The 21,623-nt window shown below is 73.5% G+C and carries 20 protein-coding genes; 9 read left to right on the top strand and 11 right to left on the bottom strand.

What is annotated here, in order from left to right; all coding sequences use genetic code 11:
* The first annotated feature begins 89 nt into the window (after positions 1-89).
* Positions 90-1,616 carry a GNAT family N-acetyltransferase gene (locus tag MTQ01_RS23545; RefSeq protein WP_374207848.1) on the top strand — a complete coding sequence of 509 codons (1,527 nt, stop codon included), beginning with the start codon at positions 90-92 and terminating at the stop codon, positions 1,614-1,616.
* On the opposite strand, the gene MTQ01_RS23550 is transcribed toward MTQ01_RS23545, so the two are convergent.
* Positions 1,567-2,733 carry a PLP-dependent aspartate aminotransferase family protein gene (locus MTQ01_RS23550; RefSeq protein WP_247492881.1) on the bottom strand — a complete coding sequence of 389 codons (1,167 nt, stop codon included), beginning with the start codon at positions 2,731-2,733 and terminating at the stop codon, positions 1,567-1,569. The two genes, MTQ01_RS23545 and MTQ01_RS23550, sit on opposite strands and share 50 nt — an antisense overlap.
* A gap of 59 nt (positions 2,734-2,792) precedes the next feature.
* Here MTQ01_RS23550 and MTQ01_RS23555 point away from each other — a divergent pair, with 59 nt between their 5' ends.
* On the top strand, positions 2,793-3,302 hold the full coding sequence (locus MTQ01_RS23555; protein ID WP_247492882.1) for an Lrp/AsnC family transcriptional regulator: 510 nt from the start codon (positions 2,793-2,795) through the stop codon (positions 3,300-3,302).
* A 49-nt stretch (positions 3,303-3,351) separates the two neighbouring features.
* Complete coding sequence (locus tag MTQ01_RS23560) at positions 3,352-5,055, top strand: DUF885 domain-containing protein (protein WP_247492883.1); 1,704 nt, start codon at positions 3,352-3,354, stop codon at positions 5,053-5,055.
* A gap of 212 nt (positions 5,056-5,267) precedes the next feature.
* Here MTQ01_RS23560 and MTQ01_RS23565 read toward each other — a convergent pair whose 3' ends face one another.
* From MTQ01_RS23565 to MTQ01_RS23575, 3 genes are all read right to left on the bottom strand, one after another.
* Positions 5,268-8,294 (bottom strand): AAA family ATPase, encoded by a 3,027-nt coding sequence (locus tag MTQ01_RS23565; RefSeq protein ID WP_247492884.1) that lies wholly within the window; start codon positions 8,292-8,294, stop codon positions 5,268-5,270.
* An 11-nt stretch (positions 8,295-8,305) separates the two neighbouring features.
* Positions 8,306-9,469 carry an exonuclease SbcCD subunit D gene (locus MTQ01_RS23570; RefSeq protein ID WP_247492885.1) on the bottom strand — a complete coding sequence of 388 codons (1,164 nt, stop codon included), beginning with the start codon at positions 9,467-9,469 and terminating at the stop codon, positions 8,306-8,308.
* A gap of 179 nt (positions 9,470-9,648) precedes the next feature.
* The gene (locus MTQ01_RS23575) at positions 9,649-10,275 is read right to left on the bottom strand and encodes a YigZ family protein (protein WP_247492886.1); all 627 of its coding nucleotides are present in this window, start codon (positions 10,273-10,275) and stop codon (positions 9,649-9,651) included.
* A 134-nt stretch (positions 10,276-10,409) separates the two neighbouring features.
* On the opposite strand from MTQ01_RS23575, the gene MTQ01_RS23580 reads away from it, so the two are divergent.
* Positions 10,410-10,904, top strand: a complete 495-nt coding sequence (locus MTQ01_RS23580; protein ID WP_247492887.1) for a CoA-binding protein — start codon at positions 10,410-10,412, stop codon at positions 10,902-10,904.
* A 253-nt stretch (positions 10,905-11,157) separates the two neighbouring features.
* Here MTQ01_RS23580 and MTQ01_RS23585 read toward each other — a convergent pair whose 3' ends face one another.
* Entirely contained in the window at positions 11,158-11,958 is an 801-nt protein-coding gene (locus tag MTQ01_RS23585; RefSeq protein ID WP_247492888.1) for a DapH/DapD/GlmU-related protein, read from the bottom strand.
* Positions 11,959-12,103: 145 nt separating this feature from the next.
* On the opposite strand from MTQ01_RS23585, the gene MTQ01_RS23590 reads away from it, so the two are divergent.
* On the top strand, positions 12,104-12,643 hold the full coding sequence (locus tag MTQ01_RS23590) for a gamma carbonic anhydrase family protein (protein ID WP_247492889.1): 540 nt from the start codon (positions 12,104-12,106) through the stop codon (positions 12,641-12,643).
* 151 nt (positions 12,644-12,794) lie between these two features.
* Here the strand turns inward: MTQ01_RS23590 and MTQ01_RS23595 are convergent, their stop codons facing one another.
* Together MTQ01_RS23595 and MTQ01_RS23600 are read right to left on the bottom strand one after the other, a co-directional pair.
* Complete coding sequence (locus tag MTQ01_RS23595) at positions 12,795-13,247, bottom strand: DUF4442 domain-containing protein (RefSeq protein WP_247492890.1); 453 nt, start codon at positions 13,245-13,247, stop codon at positions 12,795-12,797.
* 162 nt (positions 13,248-13,409) lie between these two features.
* The gene (locus MTQ01_RS23600; protein WP_247492957.1) at positions 13,410-14,246 is read right to left on the bottom strand and encodes a spermidine synthase; all 837 of its coding nucleotides are present in this window, start codon (positions 14,244-14,246) and stop codon (positions 13,410-13,412) included.
* Positions 14,247-14,360: 114 nt separating this feature from the next.
* Between MTQ01_RS23600 and MTQ01_RS23605 the strand changes: the two genes are divergently transcribed.
* The 4 genes from MTQ01_RS23605 (at position 14,361) to MTQ01_RS23620 (ending at position 17,279) form a co-directional block, all read left to right on the top strand.
* Positions 14,361-15,107, top strand: coding sequence for a TVP38/TMEM64 family protein (locus tag MTQ01_RS23605; protein ID WP_247492891.1), 747 nt, complete (start codon positions 14,361-14,363; stop codon positions 15,105-15,107).
* Positions 15,108-15,191: 84 nt separating this feature from the next.
* On the top strand, positions 15,192-16,082 hold the full coding sequence (locus MTQ01_RS23610; protein WP_247492892.1) for an undecaprenyl-diphosphate phosphatase: 891 nt from the start codon (positions 15,192-15,194) through the stop codon (positions 16,080-16,082).
* Between the two features lie 109 nt (positions 16,083-16,191).
* Positions 16,192-16,779, top strand: coding sequence for a metalloregulator ArsR/SmtB family transcription factor (locus tag MTQ01_RS23615; protein WP_247492893.1), 588 nt, complete (start codon positions 16,192-16,194; stop codon positions 16,777-16,779).
* Entirely contained in the window at positions 16,776-17,279 is a 504-nt protein-coding gene (locus tag MTQ01_RS23620; RefSeq protein WP_247492894.1) for an SRPBCC family protein, read from the top strand. Before MTQ01_RS23615 ends, MTQ01_RS23620 begins: the two co-directional genes overlap by 4 nt.
* Positions 17,280-17,310: 31 nt before the next feature.
* Here the strand turns inward: MTQ01_RS23620 and MTQ01_RS23625 are convergent, their stop codons facing one another.
* The 4 genes from MTQ01_RS23625 to MTQ01_RS23640 all read right to left on the bottom strand — a co-directional run bounded on the left by MTQ01_RS23625 (position 17,311) and on the right by MTQ01_RS23640 (position 21,543).
* Positions 17,311-18,216, bottom strand: coding sequence for a Gfo/Idh/MocA family protein (locus MTQ01_RS23625; protein WP_247492895.1), 906 nt, complete (start codon positions 18,214-18,216; stop codon positions 17,311-17,313).
* Between the two features lie 239 nt (positions 18,217-18,455).
* Complete coding sequence (locus MTQ01_RS23630; protein WP_247492896.1) at positions 18,456-19,001, bottom strand: hypothetical protein; 546 nt, start codon at positions 18,999-19,001, stop codon at positions 18,456-18,458.
* 171 nt (positions 19,002-19,172) lie between these two features.
* A complete protein-coding gene (locus tag MTQ01_RS23635) occupies positions 19,173-19,844 on the bottom strand; it encodes a uracil-DNA glycosylase (RefSeq protein ID WP_247492958.1) in 672 nt (223 codons plus the stop codon).
* A 157-nt stretch (positions 19,845-20,001) separates the two neighbouring features.
* Positions 20,002-21,543 carry an ABC transporter substrate-binding protein gene (locus tag MTQ01_RS23640; protein WP_247492959.1) on the bottom strand — a complete coding sequence of 514 codons (1,542 nt, stop codon included), beginning with the start codon at positions 21,541-21,543 and terminating at the stop codon, positions 20,002-20,004.
* Positions 21,544-21,623: the final 80 nt, after the last annotated feature.

Raw genomic sequence — 21,623 nt, forward strand, 5'->3', positions numbered from 1 at the left:
CGGCGGGCACCGCGGAAGACCGGTCGCCCTTAACGCATCGGTCACGACGCCTTGTCGGCCGCGCAACAGCCGCGCGCGAGAGTGGCCCGATGGCTGACGCATCTTCCGAGCACACCGCCGGCGGCGGACCGCATTCCCTCGGCGAGCGGCCGGTGTCCGGTTCCGCGCGCCGCGCCGGGCGCCTCGCGGCGCTCTGTGCCGGGGCGGCGCTCTGCGCCGTGGGAGCGGGGTTCGCTGCCGCGGGAGCGGGAGTCGCGGGGCGGCAGACGGCGGTCCTGGCCGTGCTCGCGTCGGTGGCGCTCGCCTCGGCGGGGGCGTGGGCATTCCCGGCCGCGCTCGTGCGCACCGCCTCGGCGGCAGGTCGCCCGCACCGGACGCGAAGGGCCTTGGGCCCGGGAGACGACAACACGAAGGAGACGACGGGTAGAGCGATGGGCACCAGCACATCGGAGGGCGGATCGGAGCGCCGCGCCGGGAAGCGCGAGCAGGGCGGGGAGCAGGAGAGTGAGGGCGGGCCACCGTCCGCGCTGTGGCGAATGCGTACGACCGTGGTCGAGGAGCCCGGTGCGCTCGCCTCGCTCTGCACGGCCCTGGCCGCGCTCGAGGTGGACATCCTGGCGCTCCAGACCCACCCGTTGGGCGGCGCGACGGTGGACGAGTTCCTGTTGCGGGCCCCGGGCGGGGTGGACGGGGCCGCGCTGTCGGCGGCGGTCGAGGGCGCGGGCGGCAGCAGCACCTGGCTGGAGCGCGCCCACACCCACGATCTGGTCGACACCCCCACCCGGGTTCTGCGGATGGCCACCCGCACCGCGCTGGACTCCTCCGAACTGCCGCGCGCGCTGCGGGACTTGCTCGGCCGGTGCCGCATCAGGTCGCTGCCGCAGGAGGCGGACGGGGGCGCCCCGGCACAGCGGACCGGTGACGTCTGCGGTCCCGCCGCGCCGCCGACGGCCTCGTTCCAGGAGACCGTGCTGCGGCTGCCCGACCCGGCGGGCGGGACCCTGGTCGTCGAACGCCCCCATCTGCCGTTCACCCCGACCGAGTTCGCACGCGCCAGGGCTCTGGTGGAGCTGGAGGCCCGGCTCGGCCGCCGGATGCCGCGCCGCCGGGACGCCGTCGAGCTGCCCGAGGGCAGCACCATCACGGTGCGCCGGGCGGACACCGAGGACGTGGCCGCGGCCAGTGCGATGCACCGGCGCTGCTCGGACCGGACCCTGCACAGCAGGTACCACGGTCCGGCCGGGGACGCGGACCGCTATCTGCGGCATCTGCTCTCGCCCCGGCTCGGCCGCACGCTCGCGGTCGAGACCGCCGCAGGGCATCTGGTCGCGCTGGGGCATCTGCTGTGGGACGGCGAGGAGACCGAGGTCGCCCTGATCGTCGAGGACGAGTGGCAGGGTCGCGGGATCGGCGCCGAACTGCTGCGCAGGCTCACCGCGTTGGCCGTCGAGGCGCGCAGCGAGAGCATCTACGCCGTCACCCGGGCGGGCAACACGGCGATGATCGCCGCGATGCGCGGCCTCGGCCTCCCGCTGGACTATCAGTTCGAGGAGGGCACCGTGGTCATCAGCGCACCGCTCGCTCCGGCTGCCGTGCCGGCGCAGCCTTCGCGCTGAGCGCCCGGTCCAGGTCGGCCCACAGGTCCTCCACGTCCTCCAGCCCGACGGACATCCGCAGCAGCCGCTCGCTGATGCCGCCGCTGCGGCGGTCCGCCTCCTCGACGATGCGGTGGCTGATGGAGGCCGGGTGCTGGATGAGTGTGTCGACGCTGCCCAGGCTCACCGCCGGGGTGATCAGGTCCACGCCGCCGATCACCCCGTGCGGGTCGCCCACGACCTCGAAGGCGACCATCGCACCGCCGATGCGCGGATAGTGCACCCGGCTCACCCGGGGATCCTCGGAGAGCCGGCGCGCGAGTTCGGCCGCCGAGGCGGACTGCGCCCGTACCCGTACCGGCAGGGTGGCCAGGCCGCGCAGCAGCAGATAGCCGGCCAGCGGGTGGAGCACGCCGCCGGTGGCGAAGCGGATCTGCCGCAGCCCCCGGGCCATTTCCTCGTCGCAGGCGACGACGCCGCCGAGCACGTCGCCGTGCCCGCCCAGGTACTTGGTGGCGCTGTGCAGCACCAGCCGCACGCCGCTCTCGGCGGGGCGCTGGAGCACGGGGGTGGCGAAGGTGTTGTCGGCGAGGATCGGCACCGAACCGCAGGAGTGCGCGACGGCTCGCAGGTCCACTTCGGCCAGGGTGGGGTTGGCCGGGGTCTCCACCATCACCAGACCGGTGTCGGGCCGGATGGCGGAGGCGATGCCGGCCGGGTCGGTCCAGGTGACCTCAGTGCCCAGCAGCCCGCTGCCGAGCAGGTGGTCGCTGCACCCGTACAGCGGCCGTACGGCGACCACGTGGCGCAGTCCGGCGGAGGCGCGCACCAGCAGTACGGCGCTGAGGGCTGCCATCCCGCTGGCGAAGGCGACAGCGGACTCGGTGCCCTCCAGCCGGGCGAGGGCGTCCTCGAAACGCGCCACGGTCGGGTTGTCCAGCCGGGCGTAGACGGGCGGCCCCTCGGGCCTGGCCCCGGTCGCGGCGAACTCGTCGATACGGGCGGCCTCTCCTCTGCTGTCGCGGGAGGGGTAGGTCGTCGACAGGTCGAGCGGAGCGGCGTGCAGACCGAGAGCCGCGAGGTCCTCGCGACCGGCGTGCACGGCCTCGGTGGCCAGCGAACGCGATGGTGTGTCCATGAGTGGATGCTGAATGACGATCGGCCGCAGGGCGTCAATCGCCGTGCTACGTTCGGCCGATGTCGGATTCTGTCGCCCTGGATCCGGTCGATCTGGAGATTTTGCGGATTCTCCAGAACGACGCCCGGACCACCTACCGCGATCTGGCCTCCGCGGTCGGGGTCGCTCCCTCCACCTGCCTGGACCGGGTGGCGCGGCTGCGCCGCAGCGGGGTGATCCTCGGCCACGCGCTGCGGCTGGACCCCAGCAGACTCGGCCGGCGGCTGGAGGCACTGCTCTCGGTGCAGGTGCGTCCGCACCGGCGGGAGCTGATCGGGCCGTTCGTGGAGCGGGTCCGGAAACTGCCGGAGTCGCGGGCGCTCTTCCATCTGACCGGGCCGGACGACTACCTGGTGCACGTGGCGGTCGCGGACGCGGCCGATCTCCAGCGGCTGGTGCTCGACGAGTTCACCTCGGTCAAGGAGGTCGCCCGGGTGGAGACCCGGCTCATCTTCCAACAGTGGTCCTGCGGCCCGCTGTTGCCGCCCGGTGCGACGCACCAGCCCCGCCCCGGTGACGCGTCCGCGTAAGTTGACCAGACCGCTGACGCGCATGGGGCCCGAGGGGCAGGATGGGCACATGTCGCAGAAGACGGAGACCCCACACCACGCTCCCCTGCCGCGCGAGTTGGCCGACCGGTTCGTCAGCCGTGCCCTCGCGCTCGAACCGGTGGAGGCCACCTTCCTGGGCGTCCACGAGCACGAGCACCGGCTCCCGGACTACTCGCCGGACGGACTGGCCGAGCGGGCGGCGCTCGCCCGCGAGACGCTGCGCGCACTGGAGGACTCCGAGGCCGCGCCCGGCGCGGACGCGCCCGACGAGCGCCGCTGCGCCCGGCTGCTGCGCGAGCGGCTCACCGCACATCTCGCCCTCTTCGACGGCGGTGAGCGGCTGCGCGCGGTCAGCAACCTCTCCTCGCCGGCCCACGCCGTGCGCACCACGTTCACCGTGATGCCCAGCAGCACGGAGGAGGACTGGGCGACCATCGCCACCAGGCTGCGGGCCGTACCGGCGGCACTCGAGGGCTACCGCGAGTCGCTGGCCGAGGGGCTGCGGCAGGGCAGGCACGCCGGGCCGCGCCAAGTCTCCACCGTGCTGGGGCAGTTCGGCCAGTGGGTGGGACCGGGCCCCGGGCACAGCTGGTTCGACGGCTTCGTCGCCGACGGGCCCCGTGCGCTGCAGAGCGAACTGGCGGGCGCGGCGCGGGAGGCGACCGGGGCGTACGCGCAGCTCTCGGACTGGCTGCGGGAGACCTACGCACCGGCGGTCGAGGGCTCCCCCGAGGTCGCCGGACGCGAGCGCTACGCACTGTGGTCCCGCTACTGGAACGGGGCGGAACTCGATCTGGACGAGGCGTACGAGTACGGCTGGTCGGAGTTCCACCGCATCCACGCCGAGATGCTGGCCGAAGCCGGCAAGATCCTCCCCGACGCGCACAACCCGTGGGACGTGCTGCGCCATCTGGACACCCACGGCGAGGCCGTGGAGGGCGTCACCGAGGTGCGGGCCTGGCTCCAGGGGCTGATGGACGAGGCGATCGACTCCCTGGACGGCACCCACTTCGAACTCGCCCCGCCGCTGCGGCGGGTGGAGTCGATGATCGCCCCGGCCGGCAGCGCTGCGGCCCCGTACTACACCATGCCCTCGCTGGACTTCTCCCGCCCCGGCCGCACCTGGCTGCCGACCATGGGCGAAACACGCTTCCCCGCGTACGACCTGGTGACGACCTGGTACCACGAGGGCGTCCCCGGGCACCATCTGCAACTGGCGCAGTGGGTGCACGTGGCCGACCGGCTCTCGCACTACCAGACGACGCTCGGCGGAATCGGCGCCAACATGGAGGGCTGGGCGCTGTACGCCGAACGCCTCATGGACGAGCTGGGTTTCCTGCACAACGCCGAGCGCAGACTCGGCTACCTGGACGCGCAGATGATGCGCTCGGTGCGGGTGATCGTCGACATCGGCATGCATCTGGGCCTCGAGATCCCGGGCCACTCCCCCTTCCACCCCGGCGAGCGGTGGACCGCGGCGCTCGCGCAGGAGTTCTTCGCGCTGCACAGCGGACGTCCGCCGGCCTTCGTCGAGAGCGAGCTGGTGCGCTACCTCGGTCAGCCGGGGCAGGCCATCGGCTACAAGCTCGGAGAACGCGCCTGGCTGCGCGGCCGGGACGCGGCCCGCAAGGCGCGCGGCGCGGACTTCGACCTCAAGTCCTGGCACATGGCGGCCCTTTCGCTCGGCTCACTGGGCCTGGACGATCTGGAGGAGGAGCTGGCAGCGCTCTGACCCCCGAGCCCCGTCGGGGCGGGCCGGAAACGGCCCCGCCCCGACGCGGCACACCGGCCTGCGCCGGGGACAGCACGGAGCGCCGCACCCCGCACGAACGCGAGACGGACGCCGGTGTCCGCGCACGCGGCACGCGGCACGCGGCACGCGGCACGCGGCACGCGGCACGCGGCACGGCCAACTGCCGTACCGCGTGGGCGGTTTCGGCCCGGTCAGCCGTCGGCGGTGCCGCGGTGGCGCAGCCGGGAGCCGTCCCTGCGTTTGAGCACCTCGAGCTGCGCGGGGATGCGCATGCGCAGGTCGGGCACATGGCTGACGATGCCCACGCTGCGGTCCCGCTCCCGCAGCGTGTCGAGGACGTCCAGCACCTCGTCCAGGGTCTGCTCGTCCAGACTGCCGAAACCCTCGTCGATGAAGAGGGTGTCCAGCCGTGTGCCACCCGCCTCCTGCGCCACGACGTCGGCCAGGCCCAGGGCCAGCGCGAGCGAGGCGAAGAAGGTCTCGCCCCCGGAGAGCGTCCCGGTGTCGCGCTCGCGGCCGGACCAGGAGTCCACGACGTGCAGGCCCAGACCCGAACGGGCGCCCCGCCCCACCCGCTCGTCGCTGTGCACCAGCTCGAACCGCCCGTCCGACATCCGCCGCAGCCGGTCGCTGGCGGCGGCGGCCACCTGCTCGAGCCGTGCGGCCAGCACATAGGACTCCAACCGCATCCGGCGGGCGTTGTCGACGGAGGTGCCTGCGGCCAGCCCGGCGAGCCCCACGACCAGATCCGCACGCTCGCGCCCCGGCGCCGACTTCCGCGCGCCCGCGGTGGCTTCGGACCCGAGCCGGTCGAGCGCCAGGCACCGCGACCGGGCCAGCGCGTGAGCGGTCTCGGCCGCCCGCAGGCCGGACCGCGCCGCGGCCAGCAACTGCTCGGCCTCGGCGAGCTCCGCCTCGGGGTCGGTGTGCGGGTCCTGCGCGGCGGCACGCATCTCGGGGTCGGCGAACGCGTCGGCGAGCGCCTGCTCCTCGGCCTGCCAACTGTCCAGCGCACGCTGGAGTTCGCGCTGCCCCGCGGCGTCGAGCGCGGCCTCGAACGCCGACCGGGGGGAGTCGAAGCCGGCCATCCAGGCGGCGTCGGCGAGCGCGGCGTCCGCCTCCTTGCCCCGCTGTGCGGTGCCGGCGGCTTCCTTGGCGGCTTCGGCCGCCTCGCCCAGCCGCTCGGCGAGGGCTTCCAGCCGACGGGCGGTCGCGCCGACGGTCTCCTCGCCGTCGCGCAGCCGGTCGACCTCCCGACGCAGCCCCTCCCGCTCGCTGAGCAGCGCCTCCCGCTCGGCGGTGAGGGAGGCGATACGGCCTCCGAGCTCACGGCCCGCGGCAAGCCTGCGCTCGTGCTCACCCTCTGCCCGGCTCAGCTCCTCCCGGACCATCGGTGCGGTGCCCGCGGTGCGCCGGGCCTCGCCCAACTCGGCGGTCAGCTCGGAGAACTCGGCGGCCAGCGTCCCGGCGTGGCCGTCGGCCGCGTCCGCGGCGGCGCGCTCCTGCCTGCGCCGCACCTCCGCCAGCTCCCGCTCGCACTGCTCGCGCCGCTGCTCGGCGGCGCGGCTCTGCGCGAGTGCGGCCTCCTCCTGCGCGCTGTCGACCTGGCCGGCGGCGGGCACGGCGGGCCTGGGATGGTCCGTGCTGCCGCAGACCGTGCACGGCTCCCCCGAGGCCAGCTGCGCGGCCAACTCCGCGGCGATGCCCCGCAGTCGGCGCTCACGGCGGTCCAACCAGCGCTCCTGGGCACCGACCGCCTCCTCGCGCGCGGTCAGCACCCGCTCCTGCGCCGACTCCACCTCCCGCCCGAGGCCGTCCCGCAGCCGGGCGGCCTCCAGTCTGGCGCCGACCTGCTCCTGGCGCGCCGCCAACTGCTCGGCCGCGGTGGCCGCGCCGTACGCCGTGTCCAGCCGCCGCTGCGTGTCCTCGCGCAGTGCGGGCCAGCGCGCCAGCCAGCTCTCGGCATCGGCCAAGGCGGCTTCGCTGCCGCGCACTTCGGCATCCAGGCGGTCCAGCTCCCGGCCGATCTGCGCGCCGCGCTCCTCCGCGCGGCGCGCACCGAGCAGCTCCCCGAACCGCTCGGCGGTGCGCTGCCTGCGCTCGGCGAGCTGGGCCGCGGAGCACTCGGCGAGCTCGGGGGGAAGCACGCTGCGGGCGGCGGCCTCCCGGTGCAGGGCTGCGCGGTGGTCGGCCGCCGCCCGCTCGCGCAGCGCGTGGGCCGGGGCGATCTGCTCCGCGGCTCTGGCCAGACCGAGCCGCTGCCGGGCGTGCTCACGCTCGGGCTCGGCCCGCCGCAGCTCCTCGGCGCGCTCCAGGAGCCGCGCACGGGCGCGCCGGTGCTCCGCGCGACGGGCGCGCTCCGAGTGGGTCCGCTGGGCGCTCTCGTACCGCTGCCCGGCGATACCGACCGCCTCGGCGCACACGGCGAGGCGCTGGGCGGCGTACTCTCTAACCTGCGCCGCCCAGACCAACACGGCCTCGGGAAGGCCGACTTCGCCCGGCGCGCTCTCAGGGAAGGCGGGCAGCGCGTCCTCGGGGCCGGTGTCCTGCTGCTCGTGCACTGCCTCGCGCATCCGGTGGGCGAGGGCAAGAAGGTGCTCGTCGCCCGCGCGCACCGCACTCTGCGCGCTGCCGCGCAGCTCGGCGAGGCGGCGCTCCAGCGCGGCGAAGCGCCCGGTGTCGAAGAGCCGGCCGAGCAGCGCGGCCCGCTCCTCGGCGCCCGCCCGCAGAAACCGGGCGAAGTCGCCCTGCGGCAGCAGCACCACCTGGCAGAACTGCTCGCGGCTCATCCCGAGGAGGGCGCCGATCTCCTCGCCGATCTCCTGGTGCGAGCGGCTGCGCGCCTGCCACCGGTCGGCGGCGGGGTCCCACTCGCGCAGGAGGGTGACGGCCTTCTCCATGGTGGTGCCGCTGCCCCGCCGCTTGGGGCGCGGCTGCTCGGGGCGTCTGGTCAGCTCCAACCGGCGCCCGGCGACGGTGAGTTCGAGGACCACCTCGGTGGCGGTGCCCGGCGCGGCGTGGTCGCTGCGCAGCCAGGCCCGGCCGCGCGACTGGCGGGAGCCGGGGACTCCGCCGTAGAGCGCGTAGCAGACCGCGTCGAGCACGGAGGTCTTGCCGGCGCCGGTCGCTCCGTGCAGCAGGAAGATGCCGGCCTGCGAGAGCGCGTCGAAGTCCACGTGCTGAGTGCCGGCGAACGGCCCGAAGGCGGTCACGGTCATCCGGTGCAGCCTCAACGTGCCACCTCGCTCGTGCTCTCCCGGACCCGTACGTCCTCCAGCGCGGACACCAGCACCGCGCCCTCGGCCTCGCTCGGGCCCCGGCCGCCGCGCACATGGGCGACGAACTCCTCGGTGATCAGCCGGTCGTCCCGACCGCGCAGCCGCGAGGCGTAGCTCTCGGCGTCCGCCTCTCCGGACCGCTCGGGAGCGAAGACCAGGCTGAGCACGTGCGGGAAGCGCTCCGCCAGCCGCGCCATCGGCTCCGCGGGCCGCTCGGCATCGGTCAGGGTGACCTCCAGCCAGGACTCGGTGTGCCGCTCCAGCTCGGGATCGACGAGCAACTCCTCCAGCTGCCCGGCGAGTCGGGCGACGGCCCTCGGGCGCGGCACGTCCAGACGTCTGGCGGCCAACTCGCCGGCCGGCCCGAGGTCGATCAGCCACATGCTCTTGCGGTGCGCGGCCTCGGAGAAGGAGTAGGCGAGCGGCGAGCCGGAGTAGCGGACGCGTTCGGCGATGGTCTGGCAGCCGTGCAGGTGGCCGAGCGCGGCGTAGTCCACCCCGTCGAACACCTCGGCCGGCACCGAGGCGACACCGCCCACGGTGATGTCGCGCTCGCTCTCGCTGGCCCGACCACCGGCGACGAAAGCGTGCGCCAGCACCACCGAACGCGCCCCCGGGCGGGTGGCCAGATCGGCGCGGACGCGGTCCATCGCCGCGGTGAGCACGGCGGTGTGGCCGCCTCTGCCGGCGCTCAACCGGTCGCGGACCAGGGCTGGTTCGAGGTACGGCAGTCCGTAGCAGGCGACTTCGCCGTGCGCGTCGTGCAGGACGACCGGGGTGCCGCAGCCCTCGGGGTCGGTGCGCAGATGGATGCCGGCTCTCCCGAGCAGGCCCGCGCCCACCCCGAGTCTGCGGGCGGAGTCGTGGTTGCCGGAGATCATGATCGTCGGCACCTCCAACTCGCCCAGGCGGTGCAGGACTTCGTCGAAGAGGTCGACGGCGGGCAGCGGCGGGACCGCCCGGTCGTAGACGTCTCCGGCGACGAGCACCGCGTCCACCTGCTCGCGCCGCACCGTCTCCACCAGGTGGTCCAGGAACGCCCGTTGGGCGTCGAGCAGGCTCACGCGGTGGAAGGAACGGCCCAGATGCCAGTCGGAGGTGTGCAGCAGACGCATGGTGCCCGACCCTAAGCCCGACCACTGACAACGGGGTCGCGAGCGCCCGTTGCGGCCTCGCCCGTCGCCCGTCGCCGGGCGGCACGGGCGGGACCGGTGCGGGAGACCGGCGTGGGAAGCAGCTGTGCGGGGTCGGTCGGCTCCTTCGCGGGACGCAGCACCCACTCCGGGACGAGCGGTCAGCCGTCTCCGTACACCTCGCCGCCGAGCTCGGTACGGGCGGTCCCCGCGGTGGCGTCGGCGAGCCAGCCCCTGAAGGCGTCCAACTGCGCCTCGGGGAGGCCGAGTTCGATGGTGACCTCCGCGCCGTACCGGACCTCGCGCACCGCGCGGCCGGTCGCCCGCAGTTCGTTCTCCAGTCGGCCGGCCCGCTTGTGGTCGACGGTGACGGTCAGCAGACGGTACCTGCGGCGCACGACGGTCCCGACGACGTCCAGCGTCTCGCCCACGGCGCCGCCGTAGGCACGGATCAGCCCGCCCGCGCCGAGCTTGGTGCCGCCGAACCAGCGGCTGACCACGGCGATCGTGAACCGCATCTCACGTCGCAGCAGCATCTGCAGCATCGGCAGGCCGGCGGTTCCGCCCGGTTCGCCGTCGTCACCGGACTTCTGCAGCCCCGCGTCGGCGCCCAGGACGTAGGCGTAGCAGTGGTGACTGGCGCCGGGGTGCTCGGCACGCACCCGCTCGAGGAAGGCGCGGGCCTGCTCCTCGGTGGTGACGGGCGCCAGGGCACACAGGAAACGGGAGCCCCGCACCTCGGTCTCGTGCTCGCCGGGTCCGGCCACCGTGACGTACTGCTCCTGCATTCGGCCACCCTATGCCGAGCCGTACGGCGCCACCGCGCCGGTTGCGGGGCGGCGGTGGCGTCCGACCTGGCCGGACCGACGCACCTCGGCGGACAGTGGGGAATACCGTCCGCGGCACGGGTGTTGGCGCCCGTATGACCTCTTCCGACCAGACCGAGCAGCAGCCCACCGGATCCGCGGGACCGCCCGGGGCGGGGAGCCGGCAGGTCCAGGAGCCGACGGCCGCGCAGGTGGACGCGGCAGCGCGGCGGATCCTCACCTCCGCGGGAGACACCTGGGCGGTCGTCGGCCTGTCCAACAACACCGCGCGGGCGGCGTACGGCGTGGCGCAGGTGCTGCGGCGCTTCGGCAAGCGCGTGGTGCCGGTGCACCCCTCCGCCGAGACGGTGCAGGGAGAGCCCGGCTACGCGTCGTTGGCCGAGGTGCCCTTCCCGGTCGACGTGGTGGACGTTTTCGTCAACTCCTCGCTCGCCGGACAGGTGGCCGACGAGGCGGTCGGCATCGGCGCGAAGGCCGTCTGGTTCCAGCTCGGCGTGGTCGACACCCGGGCGTACGACCGAACGGTGGAGGCCGGAGTGGAGATGGTGATGGATCGCTGCCCCGCCATCGAGATACCCCGGCTGGGCTGAGGCGCCCGTTCCCTGCGTTCACGCGGACCGCCCGAAGCTCCGTCGCGACAATGGAGCACGGACTCGGCACGGGCACCGTTCGCGGGCGGTGGGTCAGAAGTGGCGCAGTGCCGGCAGCAGCAGCGCGACGCCGTGCAGCCCCGCCAGGACGAGGATCAGGATGCGCAGGCTCCTCGGGTTCACGCTTCGGGCTCCTCCTCGGAGGGCGAGGCGGATCCGGCGGGATCCGGGGCGAGTTGACCGGTCGGGCGGATCAGGCGTCCGCCGCGGTCTCGGCGGTGTTCGCGGTGCCGTCCGGGCTCGTGCCGTCGGTGCGGTCGGCGGTGATCCGCGCCTCCTCGGCGGCGGTGAGCCCGGCCAGCGCGATCAGCTGCTGCGGGGTGACGCCCTCGGGCACCGGCACCGGCGCGGGGGTGCGCAGCGGCGGCTGCCACCCGTCCTCGGGGTTCCAGCGGCGCACGACCCGTGCGGGCGTGCCGGCGACGACCGCGTGGTCGGGCACCTCGCCGCGCACCACGCTGCCGGCACCGACCACGACGTTGCGGCCCAGACGCGCGCCGGGCAGCACCACGGCGCCGTGGCCCAGCCAGCAGCCCGGCCCGATCGTCACGGGCGCGGTGCGCGGCCACTGCTTGCCGACGGGCACGGCGGGGTCGTCGTAGGAGTGGTTGGTCGAGGTGACGTAGCAGTGCGGGCCGAAGAAGACGTCGTCGCCGATGTTGACCGCGGTGTCGGCGATGACGTGGCTGCCGCGGCCGAGCACCACGCCGTTGCCGATCGAGAGGATGGTGTCGGGCCCGAGCTCAAGGTCGGGCATCATGCCCGCGGTCAGGGTCACTTCGGCGCCGATGACGCAGTGGTCGCCGATCTCGATCCAGGGAGCCCCGAAGATCGTCCCCTGGGGGAAGGCGAGCCTGGTTCCGGGTCCGAGCCTCCGGAAGGCGTACGGGCCGGGGTGTTCGGCGGTCAGGGCGCCGGCCCGCTGGGCCCAGCGCCAGGCGCGGTGGATGCCGCGGGAGGCGAGTGAGGTGAGCGGTTTCGGCCAGGCTGCCATCCGGCCACCGTAGTCCGGTGCGCCGCGCAACGACCTGCCGGAGCGCTGTGATCTTCGCCAAAGGGCTCACGTACCGTTCGCTCTGGCGCGACGATGCGCCGGCGACGGGGGCGGACACCGCCCGGACCAAGGGAGCGAACGGCAGATGACGCACAAGCCGCTGATCAGGGCCGTGGGAGACCGGCGACCGACGATCGCGGACGGGGCCTTCCTCGCCCCGACCGCCACCGTGGTGGGCGCCGTGACCCTGGGCGAGGGCGCGAGTGTCTGGTACGGGGCGGTGCTCCGCGCGGACTTCGAGCCGATCGAGGTCGGCGCGGACAGCAACATCCAGGACAACTGCGTAATCCACACCGACCCTGGTTACGGGGCGCGGGTGGGCGAGCGCGTCTCAGTGGGTCACGGAGCGGTGCTGCACGGTTGCGTCGTGGAGGACGACTCGCTGGTCGGGATGGGGGCGACGGTGCTCAACGGCGCCCGGATCGGGGCGGGTTCGCTGGTCGCCGCGCAGGCTCTGGTGCCGCAGGGGATGGAGGTGCCGCCCAACTCGCTGGTCGCGGGGGTGCCCGCCAAGGTGCGCCGCGAGCTCACCGAGGAGGAGCGGGCCGGGCTGGTCCTCAACGCCGAGGCGTACACCGGTCTGGCCGCCGCCCATCGCGACGACGCCCGCGAGGTGGAGCGCTGAGCGACCTCGTCCGGTCGCGCGGGTCCGACCGCGGCCGGGCCCGCGCGGGCTCCCACCGAGCGGCGGAGGCCGCGCGGCGGGTACGTACCGCGCGGCGGTGCGCCGGGTGCACGGCCCGGCCGACGTGCCGCGCCGCGCCCTCGAAGTGCGCTCAGCGGTTGGGGCGCAGGGTCCAGACGATGCTCATCTGCCCGGTCACGGCACCGTCCTCGCGCGTGATGTCGATCTCCACGGCGAATTCGGGCCGTTCGCCCTCGTCGAGTTCGGCGACCACGTCGGCGACCGGGCGGCCGAGCTTCGCGGTCGCGGTCACCGGGCCCATCGCCAGCTTCTGGTAGCTGATCTCGGCCCGCACCGCGAGCGGCACGGCACGGCCGAGCTGGTCGGCGAAGGCGCTCATCACGATCGCGCCGCTCGCCGACTCGGCGAGGGTGAACATGGCGCCGGCGTGCGGTCCGCCCACGTGGTTGTGGTAGGCGCTCTGGTCGGGCATCCGCACCACGGCACGATCCGCGCCGGTCTCGAGGAACTCGAGGTTGAGGGTGGCGGTCATGGGGACCGAGGCCAGCATCAGGTCGCCGATCGACGGCGCGTTCTCAGACATGACCCCGACATTACCAGCCGGTAGCTTCGGGACGGACGGACTCCCCGACAAGCCCCGCACCCCTCTCCTCACCCGCCCCGCCGCGACCCGGCACCGGTCGGCTGAGCCGCCGCACCACGCACCCGACCCGCGGACCGAACCTCGGCACGGCGCTGCGGCGGCTCAGCCCACCGTGAAGGCGCCGCTCGGCGGCTCCGGCGAGCGGGCGGGCGCCTCGTCCTCGCGCACCGGCTCGGCACCCCGCATCAGTTTCCGCAACGCCTCGCCGTGCACCACCCGTGCCGGGAAGGCGTCCGCCGCCGTGCTGCGGGCGAGGCCGGCCAGCGGCAACTCCCGTCGGGACGCCAGCAGTACGGCGTTCCCGTACCGCCGGCCGCGCAGCACCGAGGGCTCGGCGATCACTGCCAGATGGTCGAACTCGGTGGCGAAGGTGGCGAGTTGGGAGCCCAGGAAGCGGAACGGCGCGGCGTCGGCCAGATTCGCGGCGTACACACCGCCGGGCCGGAGCACCCGTGCGGCGGCCCGCACCCAGGGCAGCGTGGTGAGGCTTCCGGGCACTCTCGCGCCGCTGAACACATCCGCCACCAGCAGGTCCACCGAGGCCGCGGCCGTCCGCCCGATGGCCTCGCGCGCGTCCGCCACGGTGACCTCCACTGCGCACCCGGAGGGCAGCGGCAGATACTCGGCGACCAGTGCGCTCAGCGCCGCGTCCGCCTCGACCACGGTCTGCCGCGCACCGGCCCGGGTCCGGGCCGCGTAGCGGGCGAGCGTCATCGCCCCGCCGCCCAGGTGCAGCAGATCCAGCGGGCCGCCCGGGAGTTGGTCCAGTACGTGCGCGAGCCTGCGCACGTACTCGAACTCCAGATGCGACGGGTCGTCGAGGTCGACGTAGGACTGGGGCGCGCCGTCGACGGTCAGCAGCCACGCACGCGGACGGTCGACGTCCGGCAGCAGCTTGGCGACACCCAGGTCGACGGCCCGGGTGAGGGGGATTCGCATGTCCACTCCCCCATTGTCGGCCTCCGGCACGGCCCGTCCGGCCGGGGGGCGCGGGCACCTTGTGCGCAACGCTCCGTCCACCGCCGTGTCACCTTGGTCAGCTACCCTCCACCGGTGCACGCCCCTCCCTCCCCCGTCGCCGAAATGCCGGCCCCGTCCGGCGAACCGCCGCCCGCGCGCGGTCGGCTCACCGCCCGCGTACGCCTGGCGCTGCTGGGGGCACTGCTCGCGGCAGCGGCACTGGCCGCGGTCGTTCTCGAACCGCAGCAGTTGCTCACCGCCGAGCGGTGGCAGGGCGCGGGAGCCGTCGAGGCGCTGCTGTTCACCTGCCTCTACGGCGCCGCCGCGGCGGCATTCGTACCGCGCCCCCTGATGGGGCTGGTGGCGGGAGCGGTGTTCGGCATCCCGGTGGGCGTGGCGGTCGCGCTCGGCGGAACGGTGCTCGGCGCCGCCCTGTGTCTGGTGGTCGGCCGCGGGCTCGGTCAACGCGCGGTGCGCCCCTTCATCGAACGGGCCGACTGGCTGCGCACCAGCGACCGCTATCTGGAGCGGCACGGCTTCCGTACGATCCTCGCACTGCGGCTGCTGCCCGGAATTCCGTTCGCGCCGTCGAACTACGTCGTGGTCCTCTCCCGGCTGCCCTGGACGGTCTACCTCGCGGCCAGCGCCCTGGGCAGCCTGCCGCAGATCCTGCTGTACGCCTGGGCAGGGGACCGCGCGACCGAACCCCTCAGCACGGGCCAGCTCGCACTCGCGGGCGTCGTCATGGTCGCCGCCCTGGGCATCGCCCCGCTCGTCCGACGCCGCGTCACCAGGACGCTCGCCGCACACCGGGCTCCCGAGCGCGGTGCCGAGCGCTGAGTCGGCCGCCGCGCGCCGGGCGGCACCCGCTCCGAAGTTCCGTCCGTTGTCAGTCCACGATCACAGGGGCGAGCAGACTCCGCCATGACCTGGTTCCAATCCCTCATCCTCGGACTCGTCCAGGGACTCACCGAGTTCCTTCCGGTCTCCTCCAGCGCCCACGTACGCCTGACCGCGGTGGTCGCCGGCTGGCCCGACCCGGGCGCCGCCTTCACCGCGGTCGCCCAGATCGGCACCGAGATCGCGATCGTCATCTACTTCCGCAAGGACATCGCCCGGATCCTGGTGGCCTGGCTGCGCTCGATCACCGACAGGTCCGCACGCGACAACCAGGACGCACGCATCGGCTGGCTCGTGATCCTCGGGTCGATTCCCATCGCGGTGCTGGGCGTGACCTTCAAGGACCACATCGAGGGCCCTTTCCGCGATCTGCGGCTGATCGCGCTCAGCTTCATCGTGCTCGGCATCGCCCTCGGCGTGGCCGACCACCTCGCCACGCGCGCGGAGCGCGGCGGGCGCCACCGTGCGGTCAGTCCGCGCAAGAGCCTCGACCAGCTCACCGTCCGCGACGGCCTCCTCTACGGCGTCTGGCAGGCGCTCGCTCTGGTGCCGGGCGTCTCCCGGGCGGGAGCCACCATGACCGGCGGCCTCTTCCTCGGCTACGACCGCGCGGCGGCGGCCCGTTACTCCTTCCTGCTGGCGATTCCGGCGGTACTGGGATCGGGCGCGTACGAGCTCCGGGAGATCGGCGGCGAGGGCGGCCAGGTCGCCTGGGGCCCGACGATCTTCGCCACGGTGGTGGGCGGACTCGTGGGGTACGCGGTCATCGCCTGGTTCATGAACTGGATCTCCACCCGCAGCTTCATGCCGTTCGTCTGGTACCGGATCGCCGTCGGCCTCGCGCTGCTGGCGCTGGTCGGCCTCGGCGTGCTGGACCCGCTGGCTGGCGCGGAGCACCTCGACGAGGCCGACTGACCACCGCGTACGACACGCTGCGACGACCACGGGGCGGCACGGGACACCGAAAGGTCCGCGCCGCCCCGTCGCACGTCTCCTGCCGACGCGCACACCACATACGTAACCCATGGGTTACGCTTTCGGTGTGGCGGAGAACATGGCGGCAGCACAGCACGGCGAACCGATACCCGGGGACGAGGACCGTCTCAGTCCGGCGGCGGACGCCATCGCCGACCCCGTGCGCCGGGAGATCCTGGCCCTGCTGCGGTCCGGACCGATGACGGCGGGCACCATCGCGGCACGTTTCACCATCAGCCGCCCGGCCGTCAGCCGCCATCTGCGCGTACTGCGGACCGGCGGGCTGGTCGACGTCGAGGAGGACGGCCGACGTCGCCGCTACCGGCTGCGGCCGGACGGCTTCGTCAGGCTCGCGGACTGGATCGGCGGGTTCGGCCCGACCGCGCCCGCCGACTCAGCTCACACCGATGACACCGCTGCCGTGCTTCCGGGCTGGGCCGCCCGCCTCGCGGCCCTGGACACCGAGGTCCGCCGGACCCGTCGCGAACGCGGTTCGCCGCACGGCGCCGAAGAGCCCGCGCACCGGGCCGTCGAGAGCGCCGCACCCACCGCGACCCCCATCACCACAGCGCCCACCGAGACCACCGGCACCACAGCGCCCACCGAGACCACCGGCACCACCGAGGAGATCGCATGAACCGCACCCCCGAGCCCACCGGTCGGCTGCTGCCCACCGCCACCGGCTACGACCTCGTACTGACCCGCAGCTACCGGGCGCCGGTCGAGGACGTGTGGGCGAGCGTCACCGAACCGGAGCGCACCGCCCGCTGGTTCGGCACCTGGCGCGGCGAGGCAGCTCCCGGCAGGACCGTCGAGGTGCAGATGGCGTACGAGGAGTCGGCGCCCTGGTGCACGATGCGCATCGACGTCTGCGAACCGCCCCACCGCCTGCTGCTCGCCACGGTCGGAGAGGAGGGCGACGACTGGCTCATGGAGGTGGAGCTCTCCGAGACGGACGGCACCACCGAGCTGCGGCTCGTCCACCACCTAGCGACCACCGACGCGGTGGACTCCGCGGGCCCGGGCTGGGAGTACTACCTCGACATGCTCACCGCTTCCCGCGACGGCGCGCCCCAGCCGTCCTTCGACGACTACTTCCCCTCCCAGCAGGCGTACTACCGCGCCCTGCGCGCCTGACGCCCCGTACTGACGCTGCGGCGGCGCAGCGTCAGGAGGCGTCCAGCAGCACGCCGGCGACGATCTGCTCGCACAGGCGGTGCGTCTCCAGCGCCTCGGCCGCGTTGCCCGGGCCGCCTCGGCGCACCTCGTCCAGAAACGCCAGAACGCACTGCTCGATGCCCCGTTGGCGGGCCACCGGCTCCCAGTCGCCGCGGCGGCGCACACTGGGCTGGCCCTTGTGGTCGACGATCTCCGCGAGGTTGCGGACCTCGCGCTTGGTGTCCTGCCCGGAGACCTCGAGGACCTCCTCGGCGGAACCGGAGAGCCTGTTCATGATGCCGAGCGCCGTGAAGCCTTCGCCGGAGAGCTGGAGGACCACGTGGTGCAGCAGCCCGTCGACCTGCCGGGCGTGGACGTCCACCCGGTCGTGGGCACCCGGCGCCAGGAAGAGCAGTGTGTCCACGACGTGGATGAAGTCGTCGAAGACCATGGTGCGGGGGTCCTCGGGCAGCGAGACCCGGTGCTTCTGGAGCACGATCAGGTCCCGCGCGTGGTCCAGGCACTGGGCGTAGCCGGGGGCGTGGCGCCGGTTGAAGCCGACCGTGAGCGGCAGCGAGCGGCTCTGCGCGAGTCGCACCAGACGCTCGGACTCGGCCAGGGAGTAGGCCAGCGGCTTGTCGACGAAAGTCGGCACCCCGGCCTCCAGAAGCCCGGTCACCAACTCGGGGTGCGCCTCGGTGGAGGCGTGCACGAACGCTGCGTCCAGACCGGATTCCAGCAGGGAGTCGAGGTCGGCGTGACGGTGCTCCCGCGGGATCCGATAGGTCTCGCCGACCTCCTGCAGGACGGCCGGTGTGCGGGTGAACAGCCGCGGTTGAAGGCCGGGTTGGGCGGTGAGCACCGGCAGATAGGCCTTGCGTGCGATGTCCCCGAGTCCGATCACGCCGATTCTCAACTGCCGCACCTCGCTGCTTGGTTGTGGTCGTTCATGGTTCTTCGTGGACGTCGTCGGCGCGCTGTGGACGTATGTGCGCTGTCCGGGGCGGGGCCCGCCCGCGGTCCGTCGCGGCGGGGCCGCGGGCCGCGCCGGGCCGGCCGCCGTCGCGCCGACGAGGCAGTGGCGGCCGCACCGTCGCGCTCCGGCAGGATACGTCGTCGTCGCGCTCCACGAAGCGGCCCGCGACACCGGGCACTTCAGCCCTGCGCCGCGCCACCGGCTTCCAGTGCCCGCTCCAACCGGTCGGCGTCGGCCCGCAGATCGGCTGCGTACCGGTCGGTGCGCAGCGCGCGCAGTGCGGAGCGGGTGCGGACGAGCTCCCGCCGGGCGGCGGCCGTCTCGCCCAGGCGTGCGTACGCGCCCGCGAGGCTCAGATGGAGGCGGGGGTAGAAGGAGCGCACCTCCCGCAACTCCCGCTGGGCGACGGCCCGTTGCTCGGCGGCGGAGGCCGCGTCGGGGTGGCCGGCGGGGGCTTCGCCGTCGGCGGGTGCGCCTGCTCCGAGGGTGTCGGCCTCGGCGAGTGCCCGCAGGTCCCAGACGAGGCCGACGTCCGGCTCATCCTGGGTCTGGGCGAGGTAGTGGGCGACGGTGGAGCGGTGCAGCGCGGAGGAGCCGGCGTACAGCTCCGTCCACAGCTCGGCGAGCCGGCGGCGCGCCTCCTCGCGGTCGCCGCCGCGATGGAGGATCACCGCCTGCCCGATGCGGGTGCGCACCGCCTCCGCCGACTCGCGTCGCTCACCCATGGGACCTCCCGCATCGCCCGGCCGCCGTGCTCGGCACCCGACGCTAGCGCCGCCCCTGCCCGATCCCCTTCAGGCGCTCCCTACCGGCGGGGGAAGCCGCCGGAAGGCCGCCGACGGTCGCCCGCAGCGGCCGACCCGCCGCCCGCCCGACGCCCGGGACCGGTCCGGGGCTCAGCCGCCGAGCTGCGGGAGACGCCAGTCGATGGCCGGGTGCCCCTGCTGCTCCACGGCCTCGTTGATCTGGGTGAACGGCTTGGACCCGAAGAAACGCCTGGCGGAGAGCGGTGAGGGGTGGGCGCCCTCCACCACGATGTGCCGCTCCCGGTCGATCAGCGGCAGCTTCTTCTTGGCGTAGTTGCCCCAGAGCACGAAGACGGCCGGGTCCGGCCGCTGCGAGACCGCGCGGATCACCGCGTCGGTGAACTTCTCCCAGCCCTTGTTCTTGTGGGAGTTGGCCTCTCCCGAGCGCACCGTCAGCACCGCGTTGAGCAGCAGCACGCCCTGCTCTGCCCAGGGCATCAGATAGCCGTTGTCCGGGACCGGGTGGCCGAGCTCGTCCTGCATCTCCTTGAAGATGTTCCGCAGGGAGGGCGGGGTCCGCACACCGGGACGCACCGAGAAGCACAGGCCGTGCCCCTGGCCCTCGCCGTGGTACGGGTCCTGGCCCAGAACGAGCACGCGCACGTCCTGGTAGGCGGTGGCCGCCAACGCGGCGAAGACCTCCTCGCGCGGCGGGAACACCGGCCCGGCGGCCCGCTCCTCCTCGACGAACTCGGTCAGCTCCTTGAAGTAGGGCGCCTCCAGCTCCTGTCCGAGTACGTCCTGCCAGGAACCGGGCAGCATGTCGAGCACGGGAGACCTCCGCTTTCGGGATTGGGCTGTCCTCGATCCGAGGACCCCTCAGAAACTACCCGGCGCCACTGACAGCGCACGCAGGGCCCGGACGGCCGGTTCCCGGACGCCCGAGCGTCCGAGAACCGTGCGTCCGGTGCCCGGTCCCCTACCAGCTGCCCTTTCGGTGCAGCTCCCAGGCGCGCATCAGTGTCGAGGTGTCGATCGCCCACTCGACGCCCGCGATGTCCTCCTTGGCGGCGAGGTAGACCCGGCCCTGCCACAGCGGGAGCAGCCGGACGTCCTTCGCGAGGATCTTCTGCGCCTCCCGGAGGTCCCTGGCGGCGGTGCCGCGGTCGGTCTCCTGGCGCGAGGAGGGCAGGATGCTGCCGGTCAACTCGGCGTCCTCGTACGGGATGCCCAGCACGTTGTTCTCGCCGACGAACGGGCCGATGTAGTTGTCCGCGTCAGGGAAGTCGGGGAACCAGCCGCGTCCGAAGACCGGGTACTCGCCCCTGCGGTGTGCCTTCTGGAACGACTCCCACTCCTGTCCGCGCACCTTCACCCGGAAGAGTTCGGAGTCGTTCAACTGCCGCTGGATCTCCTCGAATTCGGCTTTCATCGTGGCGCCGTAGCGGTCGGTGGTGTACCAGAGCGTGAACTCGACGGGCTCGTCGATGCCGGCTTCGGTCAGCAGCTTCTCGGCCTTCGCCCGGCTCGGGGCGCCGAATCTGTCGAAGAAGGCGCTGGTGTGGCCGGTGATGCCGCTGGGGACCATCGAGTACAGCGGTTCGGTGGTGCGCCGATAGACCTTGCGCACCAGTGCGCCGCGGTCCAGCAGCTGCGCCATCGCCTCGCGGACCGCCGGATCGGAGACCGCCTCGTCCTGCGGGTTGAACGCCAGATAGCGGATCTCGGTGCCGACGACCTCGTCCAGCCGGATGCCGGAGCCGGCCGTCCCGTCCTTGAGGCCGGTGATCTGTTCGGGCGTCAACCCCCGGTAGACGAGGTCGATCTCGTCGTCGCGAAGGGCCTTCACCAGTCCGTCGGACTTCTTGAAGTAGTGGATCTCGACCGTGTCGTTCTTCAGCTCCGCGGAGCCCCGGTAGCTGTCGTTGCGCTCCAGTCGCGCGAGTGTGCCCGGTTCGTACTCGGCCAGGCGGTACGGGCCCGAGCCCGTCAGTTCGGTGCCCCGGCGCAGCCGCTCGAGGGGGTAGTGCTCCGGGTCGACGAGGGAGCCGGCGGGCGTGGTGAGAATCAGCGGGAAGGTGGCGTCGGACCGCTTGAGGTGGAAGATCACGGTGCGGTCGCCGCTGGTCTCGACCTCGTCGATGCTCTCCAGCAGCGGTGCCGGCCCCTTGGCGGAGTCGATCTGCCGGATGCGGTCGAAGGAGTGCTTGACCGCCTCGGCGTCCAGGGCGTTGCCCGAGCTGAACTTCAGGCCCTCCTGGAGGGTGCAGCGGTAGACCTGGCTCTTGCGGTCGGTGAACTCGCACTTCTCGGCGGCGTCCGCCTCGGGGGCGCCGCTGGACTTGGGTATGTGCATCAGCGACTGGAAGGTGTTGCGGTAGAGCTCCCAGGAGCCGTCCCAGGCGTCCGCGGGGTCGAGCGAGGAGGGTTGGCTCGTGGTGCCCACTCGCACCGGCCCACCGTCCTCGCCGTCCGAGTCGGAGAGCGTGCCGCAACCCGCCAGCAGCGCGGCGACCGACATCAGGGAAACCACCAACACACCTCTGGGACGCCTTGTCCGGCCGACCACGTGCACGCTCCTCACATCAACGGGCCACAACT

Origin of the sequence: Streptomyces sp. XM4193 (assembly GCF_023072595.1) — a bacterium.
In the GTDB taxonomy this organism is placed as follows: Bacteria; Actinomycetota; Actinomycetes; order Streptomycetales; family Streptomycetaceae; genus Streptomyces.